At 49.2% G+C, this 15,805-nt stretch carries 15 protein-coding genes; 3 read left to right on the forward strand and 12 right to left on the reverse strand.

The genetic code is table 11. From position 1 onward, the window contains the following. Nucleotides 1-843 carry an ATP-dependent sacrificial sulfur transferase LarE gene (gene larE / locus JOE45_RS04590; RefSeq protein WP_210023422.1) on the reverse strand — a complete coding sequence of 281 codons (843 nt, stop codon included), beginning with the start codon at nt 841-843 and terminating at the stop codon, nt 1-3. Nucleotides 844-1,068: 225 nt separating this feature from the next. Continuing rightward, the gene (locus JOE45_RS04595) at nt 1,069-1,551 is read right to left on the reverse strand and encodes a glutathione peroxidase (RefSeq protein ID WP_210021312.1); all 483 of its coding nucleotides are present in this window, start codon (nt 1,549-1,551) and stop codon (nt 1,069-1,071) included. A 157-nt stretch (nt 1,552-1,708) separates the two neighbouring features. Between JOE45_RS04595 and JOE45_RS04600 the strand changes: the two genes are divergently transcribed. Together JOE45_RS04600 and JOE45_RS04605 are read left to right on the forward strand one after the other, a co-directional pair. Next, entirely contained in the window at nt 1,709-3,010 is a 1,302-nt protein-coding gene (locus tag JOE45_RS04600) for an AAA family ATPase (RefSeq protein WP_210021311.1), read from the forward strand. A 21-nt stretch (nt 3,011-3,031) separates the two neighbouring features. After that, nucleotides 3,032-4,738, forward strand: a complete 1,707-nt coding sequence (locus JOE45_RS04605) for a hypothetical protein (protein ID WP_210021310.1) — start codon at nt 3,032-3,034, stop codon at nt 4,736-4,738. 185 nt (nt 4,739-4,923) lie between these two features. On the opposite strand, the gene JOE45_RS23395 is transcribed toward JOE45_RS04605, so the two are convergent. From JOE45_RS23395 to JOE45_RS24085, 5 genes are all read right to left on the reverse strand, one after another. Then, the gene (locus JOE45_RS23395) at nt 4,924-5,040 is read right to left on the reverse strand and encodes a putative holin-like toxin (protein WP_348632479.1); all 117 of its coding nucleotides are present in this window, start codon (nt 5,038-5,040) and stop codon (nt 4,924-4,926) included. Between the two features lie 108 nt (nt 5,041-5,148). Continuing rightward, nucleotides 5,149-6,240, reverse strand: coding sequence for a DUF3900 domain-containing protein (locus JOE45_RS04610; protein WP_210021309.1), 1,092 nt, complete (start codon nt 6,238-6,240; stop codon nt 5,149-5,151). Nucleotides 6,241-6,442: 202 nt separating this feature from the next. After that, nucleotides 6,443-7,018: a DUF421 domain-containing protein gene (locus tag JOE45_RS04615; protein WP_210021308.1), complete on the reverse strand. Its 576-nt coding sequence runs from the start codon at nt 7,016-7,018 to the stop codon at nt 6,443-6,445. A gap of 90 nt (nt 7,019-7,108) precedes the next feature. After that, on the reverse strand, nt 7,109-7,585 hold the full coding sequence (locus JOE45_RS23780) for a CBO0543 family protein (RefSeq protein WP_280874142.1): 477 nt from the start codon (nt 7,583-7,585) through the stop codon (nt 7,109-7,111). Then, the gene (locus tag JOE45_RS24085; RefSeq protein ID WP_461479523.1) at nt 7,582-8,073 is read right to left on the reverse strand and encodes a CBO0543 family protein; all 492 of its coding nucleotides are present in this window, start codon (nt 8,071-8,073) and stop codon (nt 7,582-7,584) included. Before JOE45_RS24085 ends, JOE45_RS23780 begins: the two co-directional genes overlap by 4 nt. A gap of 294 nt (nt 8,074-8,367) precedes the next feature. On the opposite strand from JOE45_RS24085, the gene JOE45_RS04620 reads away from it, so the two are divergent. Further along, complete coding sequence (locus JOE45_RS04620) at nt 8,368-9,144, forward strand: exodeoxyribonuclease III (RefSeq protein ID WP_210021307.1); 777 nt, start codon at nt 8,368-8,370, stop codon at nt 9,142-9,144. A 77-nt stretch (nt 9,145-9,221) separates the two neighbouring features. On the opposite strand, the gene JOE45_RS04625 is transcribed toward JOE45_RS04620, so the two are convergent. From JOE45_RS04625 to JOE45_RS04645, 5 genes are all read right to left on the reverse strand, one after another. Next, complete coding sequence (locus tag JOE45_RS04625) at nt 9,222-9,890, reverse strand: GntR family transcriptional regulator (RefSeq protein ID WP_245246595.1); 669 nt, start codon at nt 9,888-9,890, stop codon at nt 9,222-9,224. 18 nt (nt 9,891-9,908) lie between these two features. Then, on the reverse strand, nt 9,909-12,653 hold the full coding sequence (gene acnA, locus JOE45_RS04630; RefSeq protein WP_210021305.1) for an aconitate hydratase AcnA: 2,745 nt from the start codon (nt 12,651-12,653) through the stop codon (nt 9,909-9,911). A 48-nt stretch (nt 12,654-12,701) separates the two neighbouring features. Beyond that, a complete protein-coding gene (locus JOE45_RS04635; protein ID WP_210021304.1) occupies nt 12,702-14,180 on the reverse strand; it encodes a tripartite tricarboxylate transporter permease in 1,479 nt (492 codons plus the stop codon). 10 nt (nt 14,181-14,190) lie between these two features. Then, on the reverse strand, nt 14,191-14,637 hold the full coding sequence (locus JOE45_RS04640) for a tripartite tricarboxylate transporter TctB family protein (RefSeq protein WP_210021303.1): 447 nt from the start codon (nt 14,635-14,637) through the stop codon (nt 14,191-14,193). A 70-nt stretch (nt 14,638-14,707) separates the two neighbouring features. After that, nucleotides 14,708-15,787, reverse strand: coding sequence for a tripartite tricarboxylate transporter substrate binding protein (locus JOE45_RS04645; protein WP_210021302.1), 1,080 nt, complete (start codon nt 15,785-15,787; stop codon nt 14,708-14,710). Nucleotides 15,788-15,805: the final 18 nt, after the last annotated feature.

Here is a 15,805-nt window from a genome sequence, read left to right on the forward strand (position 1 = left end):
CTATTGCGCTGCCGCTTGAATGGCCTGCTGCTCCTGCGGCAGCACTTCGTTCAAGCTTCCCGAGCGGTAGCCCTTCAAATCCAGAGTTACGTAAGCGTAGCCGATTTCCTTGAGCTTGGCTTGAACGGTCTCCGCTACAGCGAGTACTTCAGCCAGCTCAGAAGCTGGTACTTCAATCCGGGCCAAGGTGTCATGCTGGCGTACGCGCACTTGACGGAAACCCAGCTGAATCAGAAAATCCTCCGCCTGATCAATCATGGAGAGCTTCTGGGCCGTAATCAGCTCACCGTATGGAATTCTTGAGGACAAGCAGGCAAAGGATGGCTTATCCCATGTTTTCAATCCGAATTTGCGGGACAAATGACGAATTTCCGATTTCTTAATGCCTGCCTCGAGCAGCGGTGCACGAACGCCTCGTTCATGCGCAGCCTGCAGGCCCGGACGATGCTCGCCCAAGTCGTCTGCGATGGCGCCAAATACGAGATGCTTGTAGCCATGCGCTTCAGCAATCGGAATCAAATGATCGAACAGAGAGTTTTTGCAAAAGTAACAGCGGTTCGTCGGATTCTCCGCATATCCCGGTATATTCAGCTCACTCGTATGAATAACCTCATGCGGCGCTCCCATCTCGCTGGCCAGCGCGATGGCTTCATGTTTTTCCCTTTCGGGATAGGTTTCAGAATCGGCCGTAATCGCAAGCACACGGTCCTTACCCAGAAATTCCAAAGCTGCTTTCAACAAAAAAGCGCTATCAACACCGCCGGAAAAGGCGACTACGACTTTGTCCATAGACCGGAGAATGTCCCCAAGCTTTTCGTATTTTTGCTCTATTTGCTGCTCCATGTCCACCAAGGATCCAGCCTCCTTTTTCTTATGTAAGGTTATCCTACGGATAATCCCCTATCGCACACGTTTGCAGATCGCAAGAGCGTTACTCCACTCTGACCTATTATAGACCCTTTTGGAGCCGAGAAAAAGGTATTTTTTATAAATCACTCTCTTCATTTTGCGCAAAAAAGCAGCCTGCTCCGCAAAAAGCAAGAACAGACTGCTCTTTCTTATACGTAATTACTTACTCAACAGCCCTTTAATATCTTCTTCAAGCGCCTCAGGCTCCGTACGGGCGGAGAACTGCTTGACCGGCTCTCCATCACGGTTCACTAAGAACTTGACGAAGTTCCACTCAATATCTCCTGTGCGGGTATCTGCAGGGATGTTATTTACCAAATAGGTGTACAACGGATGCGCGTTCTCGCCTTTAACATCGATTTTGGCAAACATCGGGAATGTCACCTGATACTTCAGCTCGCAAAACTCTTTAATTTCTTCTTCCGTGCCTGGCTCCTGCCCGGCAAATTGGTTGCATGGGAAACCGAGGACAACCAGCTCTTGATCCTTGTATTTGTCGTAAAGAGCCTGAAGGCCTTTGTAATGCGGAGTCAATCCGCAAGCGCTGGCCGTATTGACGATCAGCAGCACCTTACCTTTGTAATCCGCGAGAGACTTTTCTGTTCCGTCAATAGTTTTGGCTGAAAAATCGTAGACTGACATGTTTTCCTCTCCTTATCGGTATGGATTGTAACCTCCCCTATTGTAGCATGAACTTCATTGGAATAAAAATCCATAACAGATTAGAGAAAAATAGCTCGCTCTGGTACAATAATGGAGAAATATAGAGTAAGAAGGCCGAAGGAGGTACTGCGCTACTATGAACGAAATTGAGACGATTCAAAATAAATTGGAAGAAGCCATCGGCCATTTAGAGTCACGCTTTCTTGAACGGGAGGAGCTGATCCGGCTGCTGCTATTGGGATTGATGGCTGGTGAGAACGCTCTGTTGGTCGGTCCGCCGGGCACGGCCAAGTCTCAGCTTGCGCGGGCTGTTTCCCAGCTGTTCGGCAGCGGCCGGTGGTTCGATTATTTGCTCACCCGCTTTACGACTCCGGACGAGATGTTCGGGCCGGTCTCCTTGAGACAGCTGAAGCAGGACCAGTACGTAAGGCAAACCGACGGGTATTTGCCTGCAGCGGATTTTGCTTTTTTGGACGAAATATTTAAAGCGAACAGCGCGATTTTGAATGCGCTTCTGTCGATATTGAACGAACGCATCTTTTTCAACGGACAGACCAAAGAACAGGTGCCCCTGCTTTTCCTGATGGCTGCCTCCAATGAGCTTCCAGAGGAGAATGATCAGCTAGCGGCGCTCTACGATCGGTTCTTGATCCGTTATGAAGTCGGTTATTTAAAGCAAATGTCCAGTTACGAACGCATGTTCCAGCTTCTGGTCGATCCCCTGCCCCCTCTGCTTTCTCTGCGGGATATCGAAACCATCCGGTCAGCCGCAGACGGAATAACCATTCCGGAATCACTTATTTACATGCTGTATGAGTTGAAGAGTGATATGGAGGAAAAAGAATTCGTCCTGTCCGACCGGCGCTGGAGAAAAATAGGCCACGTCTGGAAAACGTCCGCAGCACTGAATGGACGCACGGAAGTCGGCGTTTGGGATACCGTCTATACGCCGCATATGCTTTGGGATCTCCCAGAGGATTATGGAACGATGCAGGAGCTTTTTCAGAAGGTGTTCCAAGAGGCCCTGAAGCAGGAGACGGAGCGAGAGCTCCCTCTGCGGCGTTACGATCAGATCGCGAAGCATTGGCTCGCTAAGGAGGAAGAGCTCCACGCGTTCCAATTCAAGAAAGAGGTCGGCGCCCGCTTGAGCAAAGAGGATCTGGAAAAAGCGAAGTCCAATCTGGAGGTGTGCCGGACGGAGCTGGAGGAAACGGCCCGCGAGCTGCGAGGAAAGCTGGTACAGTGGCTTCAACGCGAGAAGGATCTGCCGGGGTATATCCGTAACCGCAATTTCCTGCTGATTCAAACCGCCCAATTTGCCGTGAAGTACACGCATCTCCGGATTCAGGGAGAGCGTACGCTGCAGACGCTGCAGGGACTTTACCGCACGCTGTTTGATCGGGAAATACCGGGCGTCGAATATGATTACACACTGTAGCACGGGTGGGGTGGTGACATCATGATCATACGCTGCGCGCGGGTCGACCGCTTTGTGTTTGACGGATACGTTCACTCCTCCCGGACGGCTCAGGAGTGGATTCGCGAAGCCGAAACACGGACACCGTGGTTTACGATTGAGCTGTTCGCCGATTTCTTTTTGTGCTTTTATCTGACGAATCCGCAAACCGACCAAGGTGGCGAGGCAACCCCTTTTCACCGATGGCTGGTCGGCGAGCTGCAGAAGCAGTTTTTTTACCGGACCATCCATCCTCGCACCATAGGAGAAGTGAACGCCTCTTTCAAAACAGCGCTTAAATCGCTCATGTGGCTGACAGAAAGCTTTGAAGCGGAAGTAAAGCAGCGCAAGCACGAGGAGCAGCAGCTCAGAACTATCGGAATGAATGAACAAAAGCGGCAGCAGGACCAGGAGCAATCGCAGGTTCAAGAGCATCTGACCGAGAAGCAGCTGGAGCAGCTTCGGCTTGTCGGGTATACGCTGCAGCGAGGCAAACGGAACGTCGAGGAGAAACAAGCCGCGCTGGACAGCCGACCTCTGGTTCATGCAGAGATAGACGCGCTAAAGGAGCGCATCCGCTCGCTGCAGGAGGAGATGCGGACAGATTTCATACGCCGAGACAAGCTCCGGCAGAAGCTGGCTAAAGCAGAAGCCGAGCTCGGAGAGCGCGAAAAGCAGTTGGAACGTATTAGCCGCCGCGAGCGGGACACGATTCGGCAGCTGGAAGAGCAGCTCGGCGGTTGGCTGAACCGGGCCCTGCAGGAATCGCTGGGCCGTGAGGAGGCCGAAAGCTTGAGCGCGTTCGAGCTGCTTCAGGCCAGCCAGCGGATTGCGAACCGCCGCTGGGGCAGCGATCTGGGACGTCTGCATCGCCAGCAGTTCACTCATTACATGCTGTGGGTCGAGAAGCTGAAAAAGCATCCTGAGCTGCTCTCTTTCCTTCAGGAGGTCGGACGGCAGCTGCAGCACCTGAAGGCCCAGCGCCGAAAGCTGCGCTCCCCCCGCATCCCTGAAAGCTACGACGACTTGCGGCAATCCGGCGACATCTCGCATATGCTCGCCAGCGAAGCCAGCCTGCTTGCCGATGAGGATTATGAAACGTATTTTATGGTCAAATGGTTGGAAAGCAAGCTGCTGACCTATAACATCTCCGGCTGGACCGAGGAGCCCTTGAGAGGTCCAGTCATCTGTATGCTGGACACCTCCCACTCCATGCGGGGCAGCAAGCTCCGGCTGGCGCAGATTTTCATCGCCACTTTTGCAGCCTTCAGCATGCTGGAGAAGCGTGATTTCCAGCTGCTCCTGTTTGGCGCACGCGGCGAGCTGGTCGAGCATCCGCTCTACTGGCGGAAGCCCGACTGGCCGGCGTTTTACGCTTTGGCGCAGCTGGCCTTCGGCGGCGGCACACACTTCGACGCCCCGCTTCGCAGGGGCATCGAGTTGGTGAACGCGGATGCTCGCTATCATGACGCCGATTTCGTCATGGTCACCGACGGCGTCGGCGCCATCTCGCCGCCCGTGCGGGACGCGCTAGCCGAGCTGGGCAAGACCAAGCACGTTCGCCTACACTCGCTCATCATCGGCACGGCGCGGCAGCATCTCGCCCAGCGGTACGACATTCTGGGCGTCTCGCATCAGGTACGCTTTGCCGCCTCATGGGAGACCCAGCGAAAGGATGCTCTGCTGCTCGACGTGTTCAAGACACGCTAGCTGACAAACCCGGCGCACGATTCGGGAGGAGCGTTTCGTTGTCAATCCGTGTCGTTCGTGTTATGATATAGACAACAAAGACCAAGTGCTGGTAACACTTGGTCCATACAATTGGCTTGGATGGGTTATCCCTTCCCGGTCATAGCGGAAAGAACCCACCTGGGCGCTAACCTTAGGGTGGGTTCTCACTTTTTCTTGTAGTTATTACTGATGTATGTTAATAGTGCAATGAGAAATGAGCCGAATAACAACATCATCGTTATGGCATCATTGATTTCCATGGCCTCACCCCCTCCCTGCATCGGCTGTTACGCCTTACAGTCGAGAAAGAAAACCACGCCCACCCAAGATTCAATTGTAATTTCCATTTTATCACACCAGTTCATTCCGAACAAGCGTTCCAGAATCCCTTAGTATGGCAATGCCGCTGCCAGTTCTTCGTCCAGCGCCTTAGCCTTGAGCCGACCCACAAGCGATTCCAGCGTCTCCGGCATCAGCAGCTCTACCGGTGAGATTCCGCGGTCAAACTCCAATCCGTCGCCTTCCAGCACCACGACATATCGGTCCCCCAGCTTTGCGATGTGCAATCGGTCGCCGAAATCGGCGAGCAGTGCCTTGACGGACATGTGGCCCAGCTTCACCTTCATCTCGAGGTCCGGCTTTTGCTCGACCATCATGGACGCAGCCTCGATCACATGGCTTTGATCCCATTTTTCTTGAAGCTCCCGCTTCTCGCTATGAGCCCACAGCTCCATCTCTTCGAGCTCGCGTTCCTTTTCTTCCGGATTATCCTCGTAGACTTGCTCTACGTACTGCTGTACAAAGCCGAGCACCTGATCGTTCATCAGCTCGGGCACCGATTTTTCATACTCAACGAACTTTAAGAAGTCTTCAAAATATCTAGCATGCGAGGATTGATGAATTTTAAGCTCCCATACTTCCATCATTCCCGGTTCCGGCATATGAGGGTACATAATCGATTTCATATTTTTGGCGTTAATTGCCATCTCCACTTTGTTCAGCAAACTGCGTTCGTCTGTAATGCGGGCTATTTTCTGCTCGAAGTCGCATTTGAATACAAACAAGAACGGCTCGTCGAAATATTGATTCAGCTTGGCCCGAACGATAAACATCGCACCGCCGCGGATCGCGCTGGCATCCATATATGTCGTCACTAGCTCGTCGGCATGGCCCATAAAAGAGTCAATGGTTTCCGCCGTGCGAAGTCTTGCAAACAAATTATAGTTTGGATTGCTGTCTAGATCATATCCAGGCTCTGCCGCGAATCGGCCGATTTTAGTCGGAACCTGCTCCGCCTTCGGATTACGCTCCGCTTTACGTTTGGCGGTTTTGGCAAACTCTCCGTCAAGAAATGAACTCAGCTCGCTTACGGAATAGTCATCCCCGTCCATCGTCTGGTAATGCTTGCTCCGCTTACCTTGCCCATCCTCTCCGTCCACCTGGATCACGAAAAAAGAAATATATTCCACATCAAACTTCATCTTAGCGTCCCCTTCGTAAGTACATAGTTAAGCCGCCGGTCTGAAGGCCGACTCCTAGTATACTACAAGGCGACGATAGGTTCATAGAGGAAAAAGTTCGAACATTAGCTCGTGAAACGCTTCTTCGGGGGATGTGTCGCGTGAGTTAACTTAAGCGGCAGCAGAACGAATCGATGAGACGGGACGATCAACGTTAGAGAGATCATCGTCGCTTATCTTGAATGATAGTAAACAGGTTGCCGCTATTCTGTTTCCCTTCTTGTTGGGGCAAGCTTGGCAAAGACCTGCCCTCCATCACTTGATTGAGCAAGGATACCATTTCTTCATAGGTAACGGGCTCAGCATTAGGCTGCAGCTCATATCCCAATTGTCCGTTCGCCTCAATCGTCGCAGTCTTCACTTTAGAAATGCTGTTAATGCCATGCTGCCTAAACCTCATTTCCAACTGCTGCTTCGTCATTCTCATTTTTTTTAAAGGTCTCTCTAATATTTGACCTTCGCTAACGACGATGCTCGGTTTACCGACAAGGATCCTTTCAAACCAACCCATCTTTAATTGAATATATTGCGCTAGGATCAATAAGGAGACTACGACGCTCATAGCAATCAGGGTGTTCATCACCCCATCCTCATTGATTGCATGGCTAATTAAAGTTCCGATAGCCAGTGTCGTGATGATTTCTAGTGTTGTCATTTCGGCCACCGTTTTTTTTCCAGCTAATCTTAGCAATACATATCCGGCCGGAACGATGATAAGTGCTTCTCCCACAAAATGCATTGGTTCACCCTCGATTTACCTGTTTAAGATTATATTCACACACTAGATGTAGATTTATTCCCCAAGTTAGAGTTTGAAATTTGAAAAACTCTAAATTTGACGAGAATGGAAGCCTTTAAAAAACCAAACACAAAACAGTCTCGTCATAAAAAAGGTAATAAACAGTGAACTCCAAGTCCAGAACCAATTCCAATGAATGTATTCAATTAAATCGGTATATATCTCTATAAGTACCTCCGTTAAGGTTAGAACTGTACAGTACGCCGCATAATATCCCAGTTGAAACCAACGGCTGCGATGGGATGGATAACGCGCATTGAAGACGGCACAAACCATAGGATAAGCAAGGTACTCATAGATAAAGCTTGTGCGATTCACCTCGGGTAGACACCTGACAGGATAAACCAATAAACCTAGCTCAACAACAACTAAGCCTAGGAACCACGTAATCATCTGTTTAAACAAAAATGCAACCATTGCAACTCGGAGCTTGTCCCGTGGAATGGCAAAGATGAGTAGGAAAGAAAGAACCCAGACAACTATCAAAATGATGTACTCAAGGCTCATTGGGCAGTTTCCACTTCTTGAACCGACTTCGCATCTTTAAAAAACCACCTGACTATAGCATTTACCAAAACAAAAATGATGAAGAAAGCAATCCAGACAATATACCAATGGTAATGGATATATTGTATAAGTCGAGTATATCTGGCTAATCCATAATGAAACACAGCTAGCCCGGAGCACCAAGCAATGAGATACAAACCTCTCGCTGTCCATGACCGCTGGGGCTCGCAGATCAAATATATCCCGCAAAGCAATGGATACACCATATATTGCATTGTAAATCCCAATTCCGTTGCTTTAGGGAATTCCCGAACCGGGTATGATACCCAGTGCAGCTTTACATGAAGAGCTTCGTTGACCCATGTGATTGCCTGACATACAAGAAACCCCATTACAAATTGACGAAAGTCAGGTCGGTGAACCAACAAAGCTATCACGATTGTCCCTACGATCCAAACTATAATAAGTATAGCCCGTTCCAAACTCATATCCGTTTTTATCTTCCTTTTGCAATAATTAGTGGATAAGGGTTATTATGATCCATGGCCGACATCAGCATACATAAGTCTATTGGGATATAAGTTTTTCAATAATCGCTCTTTCCTCTGATGTCATTTTTCCAGGTTTATTCAAAATCGAATCGGGGATATGAATTTTTCCGACATCGTGAACGATAGTCCCATTACGGATGCCACCCAAATCTTGAGCTTTCATTAAAAGAAAAAATAAATATGATATACTACTAGAAAGAAACGAACGAAAGCTGCAAGGGGTTGAAGTTATTGAAGTTGGTATCATGGAACGTCAACGGGTTAAGAGCATGTGTGAATAAAGGATTCAACGACTATTTCACAAAAACGGACGCGGATATTTTCTGTGTGCAAGAAACGAAATTACAAGAAGGTCAAATTCATCTGGAATATGATGCGGAGTATCATCAGTATTGGAATTATGCCGTGAAGAAGGGGTATTCCGGAACGGCAGTATTTACAAAGATTAAGCCGATTTCCGTACGATACGGTTTAGAGGAGAATCACGAACCAGAGGGACGGGTCATCACGCTGGAGTTCGACTCGTTTTATCTTGTCAATGTTTACACCCCGAATGCAAAACGTGATCTTTCGAGGTTAGAGTATAGACTGGAATGGGAAGATCGCTTCCGAAGCTACCTTCAGCAGTTGGACGCCCATAAGCCTGTTATCGTTTGCGGGGATCTCAATGTGGCCCACCAAGAGATTGATCTCAAAAATGCGAAAGGCAACCGTAACAACTCCGGCTTTACCCCGGAAGAACGATCCAAATTGACTCAACTGCTGGACGCCGGCTTTATCGACACCTTCAGACATTTCTACCCCGACCAGGCAGATGCCTATAGCTGGTGGTCTAATATGCCTAAGGTGAGAGAGCGGAATGTCGGGTGGCGTATCGATTACTTCCTCGCCTCATCCAAACTTGCTCCTTCATTGCTTGACGCACAAATTGACGCCCATGTAACAGGCAGCGATCATTGCCCTGTTATCCTGAACATCTCAGATTCTAGCTTGACCGTTGGAGCTTGATCCTGTCCGGCTCGTGCGACGGCGGCGGAAACCGCCCAACCGTGCAAGTCCATAGACTTTGCACGGGTAAGGGTTGGCTATTTAAGAAAATAGGTCTCCAACGTCTCTTTGATCGTGTCCAAGCTCCTTCGGATATGCATACGCATGGCCTGCTCTGCACCTTCGGCGTCCTTCTTGCGGACATAATCAAAAATTTGACGGTGCTCCTCTACGGGAAGCTTGGCAATATAATGCGGATGTTTGTATCCGCCAATCCGTCTATATCTCTCAATCCGGCTGCGCAGCTGCTCCAAAAAGCTGATCGCTGTCGCGTTCTGAGACGGCTCATACAGAAGTTGATGAAAATCGCTGCCATATCGAATGGTATCTGCATTCCGATTGGAGTCGGCGGCCGACTGCATAAAACCCATCGTTTCCTCCAGCTTAACCAACTGCTCTTGATTCATCTTTAACGTCGCTTCCCGGGCAATCAGACCTTCTAAGACCTCCCGTACCCGGAATATTTCCTCGGCCTCTGCAAATGTAAGTCGGGCCACCACAATACGGCCGGTCGATTGCTTCGTCACCAGACGTTCCATCTCCAGCCGATATAACGCTTCCCTTAAAGGAGTCCTGCTGATTTCCAGCGTCTTGGATAAAGATTCTTCGCTTAAATGCTCGTTGGGCTCGTATTCAAATTCAATGATTTTTTTCTTGATTTCCGTATATATCAAATCGCTCGCTTTAATCCTTTTGGATGGCTGCAACACTACTCGCCTCCCCTCTTATGAAGATAAAATACTGAGAACATAAGGCAGGATGCCGTTATTACGATAATAAACAATCTCGACTTGACTATCAAGCCGTACGATCACGGGAATATGGACACGCCCCCCATCGGGTTGTACAACCTCCAATTGGACTTTTTGCTTAGGCTGGCTGAATTCCGGTGCGTGTAAGACATACTCTTCTTCGCCACTGAGTCCCCATGCTTCCGCATTCTTGCCATCCGCGAACTGTATAGGAAGAACACCCATTCCCACCAAATTACTGCGGTGAATGCGTTCAAAGCTTTCGGCCAGAACGGCTTTCACGCCAAGCAATAATGTCCCTTTGGCCGCCCAGTCCCGGGAGCTTCCCGTCCCATATTCCTTTCCCGCAATCACAAGCAGAGGCGTTCCGCTTTCTTTGTATTTCATTGCCGCATCGTATATCGTCATCAATTCGTCATCCGGAAGATAACGGGTGTACCCCCCTTCCTTTCCTTCAACCATCCGGTTCCTTAGACGAATATTAGCGAACGTCCCGCGTAACATGACTTGATGATTACCCCGCCTGGAGCCGTACGAATTATAATCCTTTCTCTCGACTCCCCGGCTGCGCAAATATTTCCCCGCAGGACTGTCCACCGCAATATTGCCTACCGGAGAAATGTGATCCGTAGTAATGGAATCTCCTAATACAGCTAACGCCCTCATCCTAAGCGCATCGGAAGCTGCCCTGTAACCATCCCCCTGACTCATGGGGATCTTATTTACATGTTCTCGGTCCACTGCATGGTGGAAATAAGGAGGGGGCTGGATATACGTGGAGGCCGCGTCCCAAGTGTACTGCCGGTCATTATCTGAAGATAAGCTGTTCCAGAGCCGATCTCCTTGAAACATATCCTTATAGGTTTCCGAAAAGATTTCTGGAGTTAGGGTTGACTGCAGGATGTGTTCTACTTCTTTGGAGCTCGGCCAAATGTCTTTAAGAAACACGGCAGTCCCCTCTTGGGTATACCCTACGGGTTCAGAGGTCAAATCTATATTCATGGTACCCGTTAACGCATAAGCAATAACCAGTGGCGGGGACGCCAGAAAATTCATTTTAACCAGCGGGTGGATACGCCCTTCGAAATTTCGATTTCCGCTTAAAACGGAAGCTACCGTCAATTGATGGCTCGTGATTGCGCGATCCACCTTTGGGGGCAAAGGTCCGCTGTTCCCGCAGCAGGTCGCACATCCATAACCGTCAATGTAAAATCCTAACGCCTGCAAGGACGTCAATAGACCCGACCGGCTTAAATATTCGGTCACCGCTCTGGAGCCAGGGGTTAAGCTTGTTTTGACGAATCGCGGTATGGTTAACCCTTTCTCCACAGCCTTCTGAGCCAGCAGCCCGGCTCCAATCATCACAGACGGATTGGAGGTGTTGGTGCAGCTGGTAATCGATGCAATGACAATAGAGCCTTCCTTCATTTCTTCCTTGTCTCCATCGTCGTATTCAACCCATACTTTCTTCTCCATATGCTCCTTCGTTAAACCATATCCCCCTTGTGCCGATGGACGCATGAACGCTTCCCTCAATCGTTCGGGCAGATTAGGTAGCTCAATTCGGTCCTGGGGTCTCTTCGGCCCAGCGACAGAAGGCATGATCGTGGACAGGTCCATTTCGCAGGTATCCGTAAATAGGGGGTCCGGAGCTGTTTCCGTACGGAATAATCCCTGCTTTCGGTAATAACTCTCCATTAATTCGATATGTTCCTCCGATCGGCCGGTTAACCGGAAATAGTTCAATGTTTCTTGATCCGGCGGGAAGTAACTGAGTGTAGCTCCGTATTCCGGCGCCATATTGGCTATGGTCGCCCGATCAGGGGAGGAAATTTCCGATAGTCCTGGACCATAAAATTCAATAAATTGTCCCACTACTCCTTTGTGACGCAGGAATTGGGTAATAGCCAAGGCTACATCGGTAGCCGTGACGCCTTCACGAAGCGTGCCCGTTAGCTTGATTCCAACCACCTGCGGCACGACAAAATATAGAGGCTGGCCGAGCATGGCGGCTTCCGCTTCAATCCCTCCGACCCCCCAGCCCAGTATGCCTAAGCCGTTGATCATCGTCGTGTGAGAATCGGTGCCAATGACGGAATCCGGAAACAGCATCGTGCCATAAGGACTTGGCTGCCGTATCACGCCGGATGCCAAATATTCCAGATTCACTTGGTGAACGATACCGTACCCGGGGGGGACAACCCGAAAATTCTCAAAGGACATTTGCGCCCAACGCAAAAACCGATAACGTTCTTCATTCTGCTGGTATTCCTGCGACATATTGTCCCGGATGGAATCCGGCCTGCCGTACGACTCTACGCTCAAGGAATGATCGATTACAAGGTCTACAGGAATTTGCGGGTTGATTTTATCAGGGTCCCCTCCGTTACGTTGAACAGCATCCCGCATGGAGGCCAAATCTACTACCGCCGGTACGCCCGTGAAATCTTGAAGAACTACCCGTCCGGGCTTGAAGGGAATCTCTTGCTGCCCGCCTCGGTGCTCCGTCCAATCCGCCAACAAACGAATATGATGCATCGTTATGGAGTGCTCATCATAATTACGTATCAGCGATTCCAGCAAAATTTTGATTGAATATGGCAGCTGCGCTATGTTTCCAAATCCCTGAAGCTCTGCTTCTGCCAAACTATACAGTGCATAAGAGCGTTGCTGTACTTCCATCGTTCGTATCAATGAGTTGAATCTGTCCGGCTGCATCTTAACCTCCTGCTATTTCTTGTGGGATACTTTAGCCCAATTTCACCCTTACTTTTTCATCAGCCTTCTTACCAGCGGAAAGATAAGAACAATTGCCGTTACGAGCAATAATGCGAGCGAAATCGGGCGGTCGATAAAGATCATCAAGCTTCCGTTGGAAGCCGTCAGCGACTGCCGAAAAGACTGCTCCATCATCTCCCCCAAAATAAAAGACAAAATGAACGGGGCAGTAGGGAACGAAAATAAATACATTAAATAACCGATTACACCGAATAAGACCAGCATATACAGATCGAATACATTGTTACCGATCACGTATACCCCGATAAAACAGAAGGTGATGATTAACGGGACCAGCATAGCCCGGGGAATATACATCAAGCGTGAAATGTAAGGAATCAAAGGAAGATTCAATATCAACAAGAACACATTCCCTACGTACATACTTGCAATCACACCCCAAAAAATATCGGGATGGTCCTGGAAAAGCAGAGGACCGGGTTGGATGCCCATGACCAAAAAAGCGCCCAGCAAAACAGCCGTTGTCCCCGATCCGGGAATACCAAGACTCAGTAAAGGTACAAAAGCACCGCCGGACGCTGCATTGTTGGACGTTTCCGGTGCAGCTACTCCAACCAAGGAACCTTTTCCGAATTCAGCCGGATTCTTGGATATGCGTTTTTCAGTAATGTAGGAGAGAAAAGAGGAAATGGACGCCCCTGCACCAGGCAAAACACCGATCATAAAGCCCATAAGTGATTGTCGCAGCGTTGGCCCGGAAATCTCCTTCAGCTCTTTCTTGTTCAGCAGCAGACTTCCGATGACTTTAGTGTCATCTACAGTTTCATTTCGGTTGATAATTAGGGAGCTCACTTCAGCTAACGCAAAGAGTCCAAGAGCAATAATCAAGAAGTCAATTCCTTCCAACAAGAAAACGGAATCAAAAGTAAACCGGGGTGTTCCGGTCTGTGCATCAATTCCGATGGTAGCTACCATAAATCCGCCTACTACGGAGATCATTGCCTTAATCTTGGAGCCGTCAAAAAGACTGGATACCGCAATAAGCCCCAAGAATACCAGCGAAAAATATTCAGGAGGACCGAAGGACAATGCGATCTCAGCCAGATAAGGCGCGAATAACATGAGCAGAACCACACTGATCGTTCCGCCTACGAACGAACCGATGGCCGCAACGGCAAGCGCCTTGCCGGCCTTCCCCTGTTTGGCAAGCTGATAGCCGTCAAGAGTGGTCACAACGGAAGAAGATTCGCCCGGGGTATTTATCAAGATGGATGTGGTGGAGCCGCCATACATCGCTCCATAATAAACGCCTGCCATCATGATCAGCGCAAGCGTAGGATTCATCCCATAGCTGATGGGAATCATTACGGATATAGCGGTGATCGGCCCAAGTCCCGGCAGCATACCGATTAACGTACCGACGGTGACGCCAATCAATACGTACAATAACGATTCCCAGCTCGTGGCAATCTGAAAGCCATGCAGCAGTTGTTGAAAAGTTTCCACGGCTAACCTCCTATAAGGGCAATATACCGGCAGGCAGTTCGATCTCCAGCAAATAATTAAAGCTAAAGTAAATGACTAACGAATAAATAAGAGCAACACTGATATTAATTTTCCAGTTCTTGTACCCCAAATATTTCGTACACACCATCAAAAATAGCGCATTTACAATGATAAATCCCACAACTTCAAGCAGCAGGATGTACAAAAGAGCCATCAGCAGCACAGTCAACAATACGCGTAGGTCAGCGCGACTATGTTTTTCCCTGGATGCTTCGGTCGATTTATCGAAAAAAAGAGCGATTGACAGAACAAACAGCAAAAACCCGAGCACCTTGGGTACGACATCCGAATCGACGTTAACGTACGGAAATTTAGGTAAACCAAAGCTGGAATACAGAAATAGAGCGGAGACGATCAGCAAAACGGAAGCGATTTTTTGATTGGTTGTCTTAAACAACAATCATTCACCATCCCTTTTTGAAACGAAGTCAATGTCCGGTTTGATCTGAACATTGACTTCTATCGAATTATTTTTTCGCCAGGCCCAGCTCATCCAACAGCTGTTTAAGCGCTACTTCTTCCTTCTCCAGATACTTTTTATAATCCTCACCAGTTAAGAACAATTCGTTCCAGCCATATTTTTTACGCATATCTACCCAAGCGGAGTTGGTGTTAAGTTCCTTGAATTTCGCTTCATAGTAAGCGAGCGCCTGAGGATCCATATCTGGAGGACCGAAAAATCCGCGCCAGTTTTCGAATGTCGCATCGATTCCCTGTTCCTTCGCTGTTTTAAACTCGGAGAGCCCTTCACCCTCCAACCGTTTCTCCGAGGTAATTCCGAGTACTTTTACTTTTCCTGCCCTTACCTGCTCAACGGATTCGGCAACGCCGGTTGAATAAATGTCAGCGCTTCCATTCAAGAGTGCAGGCAGTGCTCCTCCGTCTTGTATCGATACATATTTAATTTGTTTAATGTCTACGCCAGCTGCTTTCGCTACCTTGATAAACTGCATATGATCCATACTGCCGGGAGCCGATGCGCCTACGACGGTGATTTTAGTAGGATCCTTTTTCATGTCGTCAAACAACTCATTGAGGTTGTTCCACTTGGCATCCGCTTTGGCGACAAAAGAACCGTAATCCGTAATCAGATTAGCAATTGGAGTGAAATCTCGAAATCCAAATTTGGACTGACCGTTCAGATGCACGAAAATAATCGGCGGGGATGTAACAAATAGCGTGTGATTATCCCCTTTTTTCTCATGCACCCCGGCCCAGGCTACCGCGCCGCCGCCGCCGGCCTTGTTCACAGCGCCCATACCTTGATTGATGATTTTTTGCTCTTCCAGCACCTTCGCCGCCATACGCGCTGTGGTATCCCAGCCTCCTCCAGCGCCTGCCGGAACGAGAACCTCGATGGATTTGGTCGGCGACCAGGCGCCTGCCGGAGCAGATGGATTGGTATTCGCATTCCCCGCAGCTTGTTTGTTATCCGCCGGATTCGTTTGGGTCCCCCCGCTCGTGCCCGTCGTTTGCGTGGAGGAGCCGCATGAGGCTGCCGTTAAAGCCAGAACCACTGCCAGACTAAGTGTGAGCATTTTTTTCATCCTGCTTTACCCCTTCTC

The sequence above is a fragment of the Paenibacillus sp. PvR098 genome, from assembly GCF_017833255.1.
GTDB lineage: Bacteria > Bacillota > Bacilli > Paenibacillales > NBRC-103111 > Paenibacillus_G.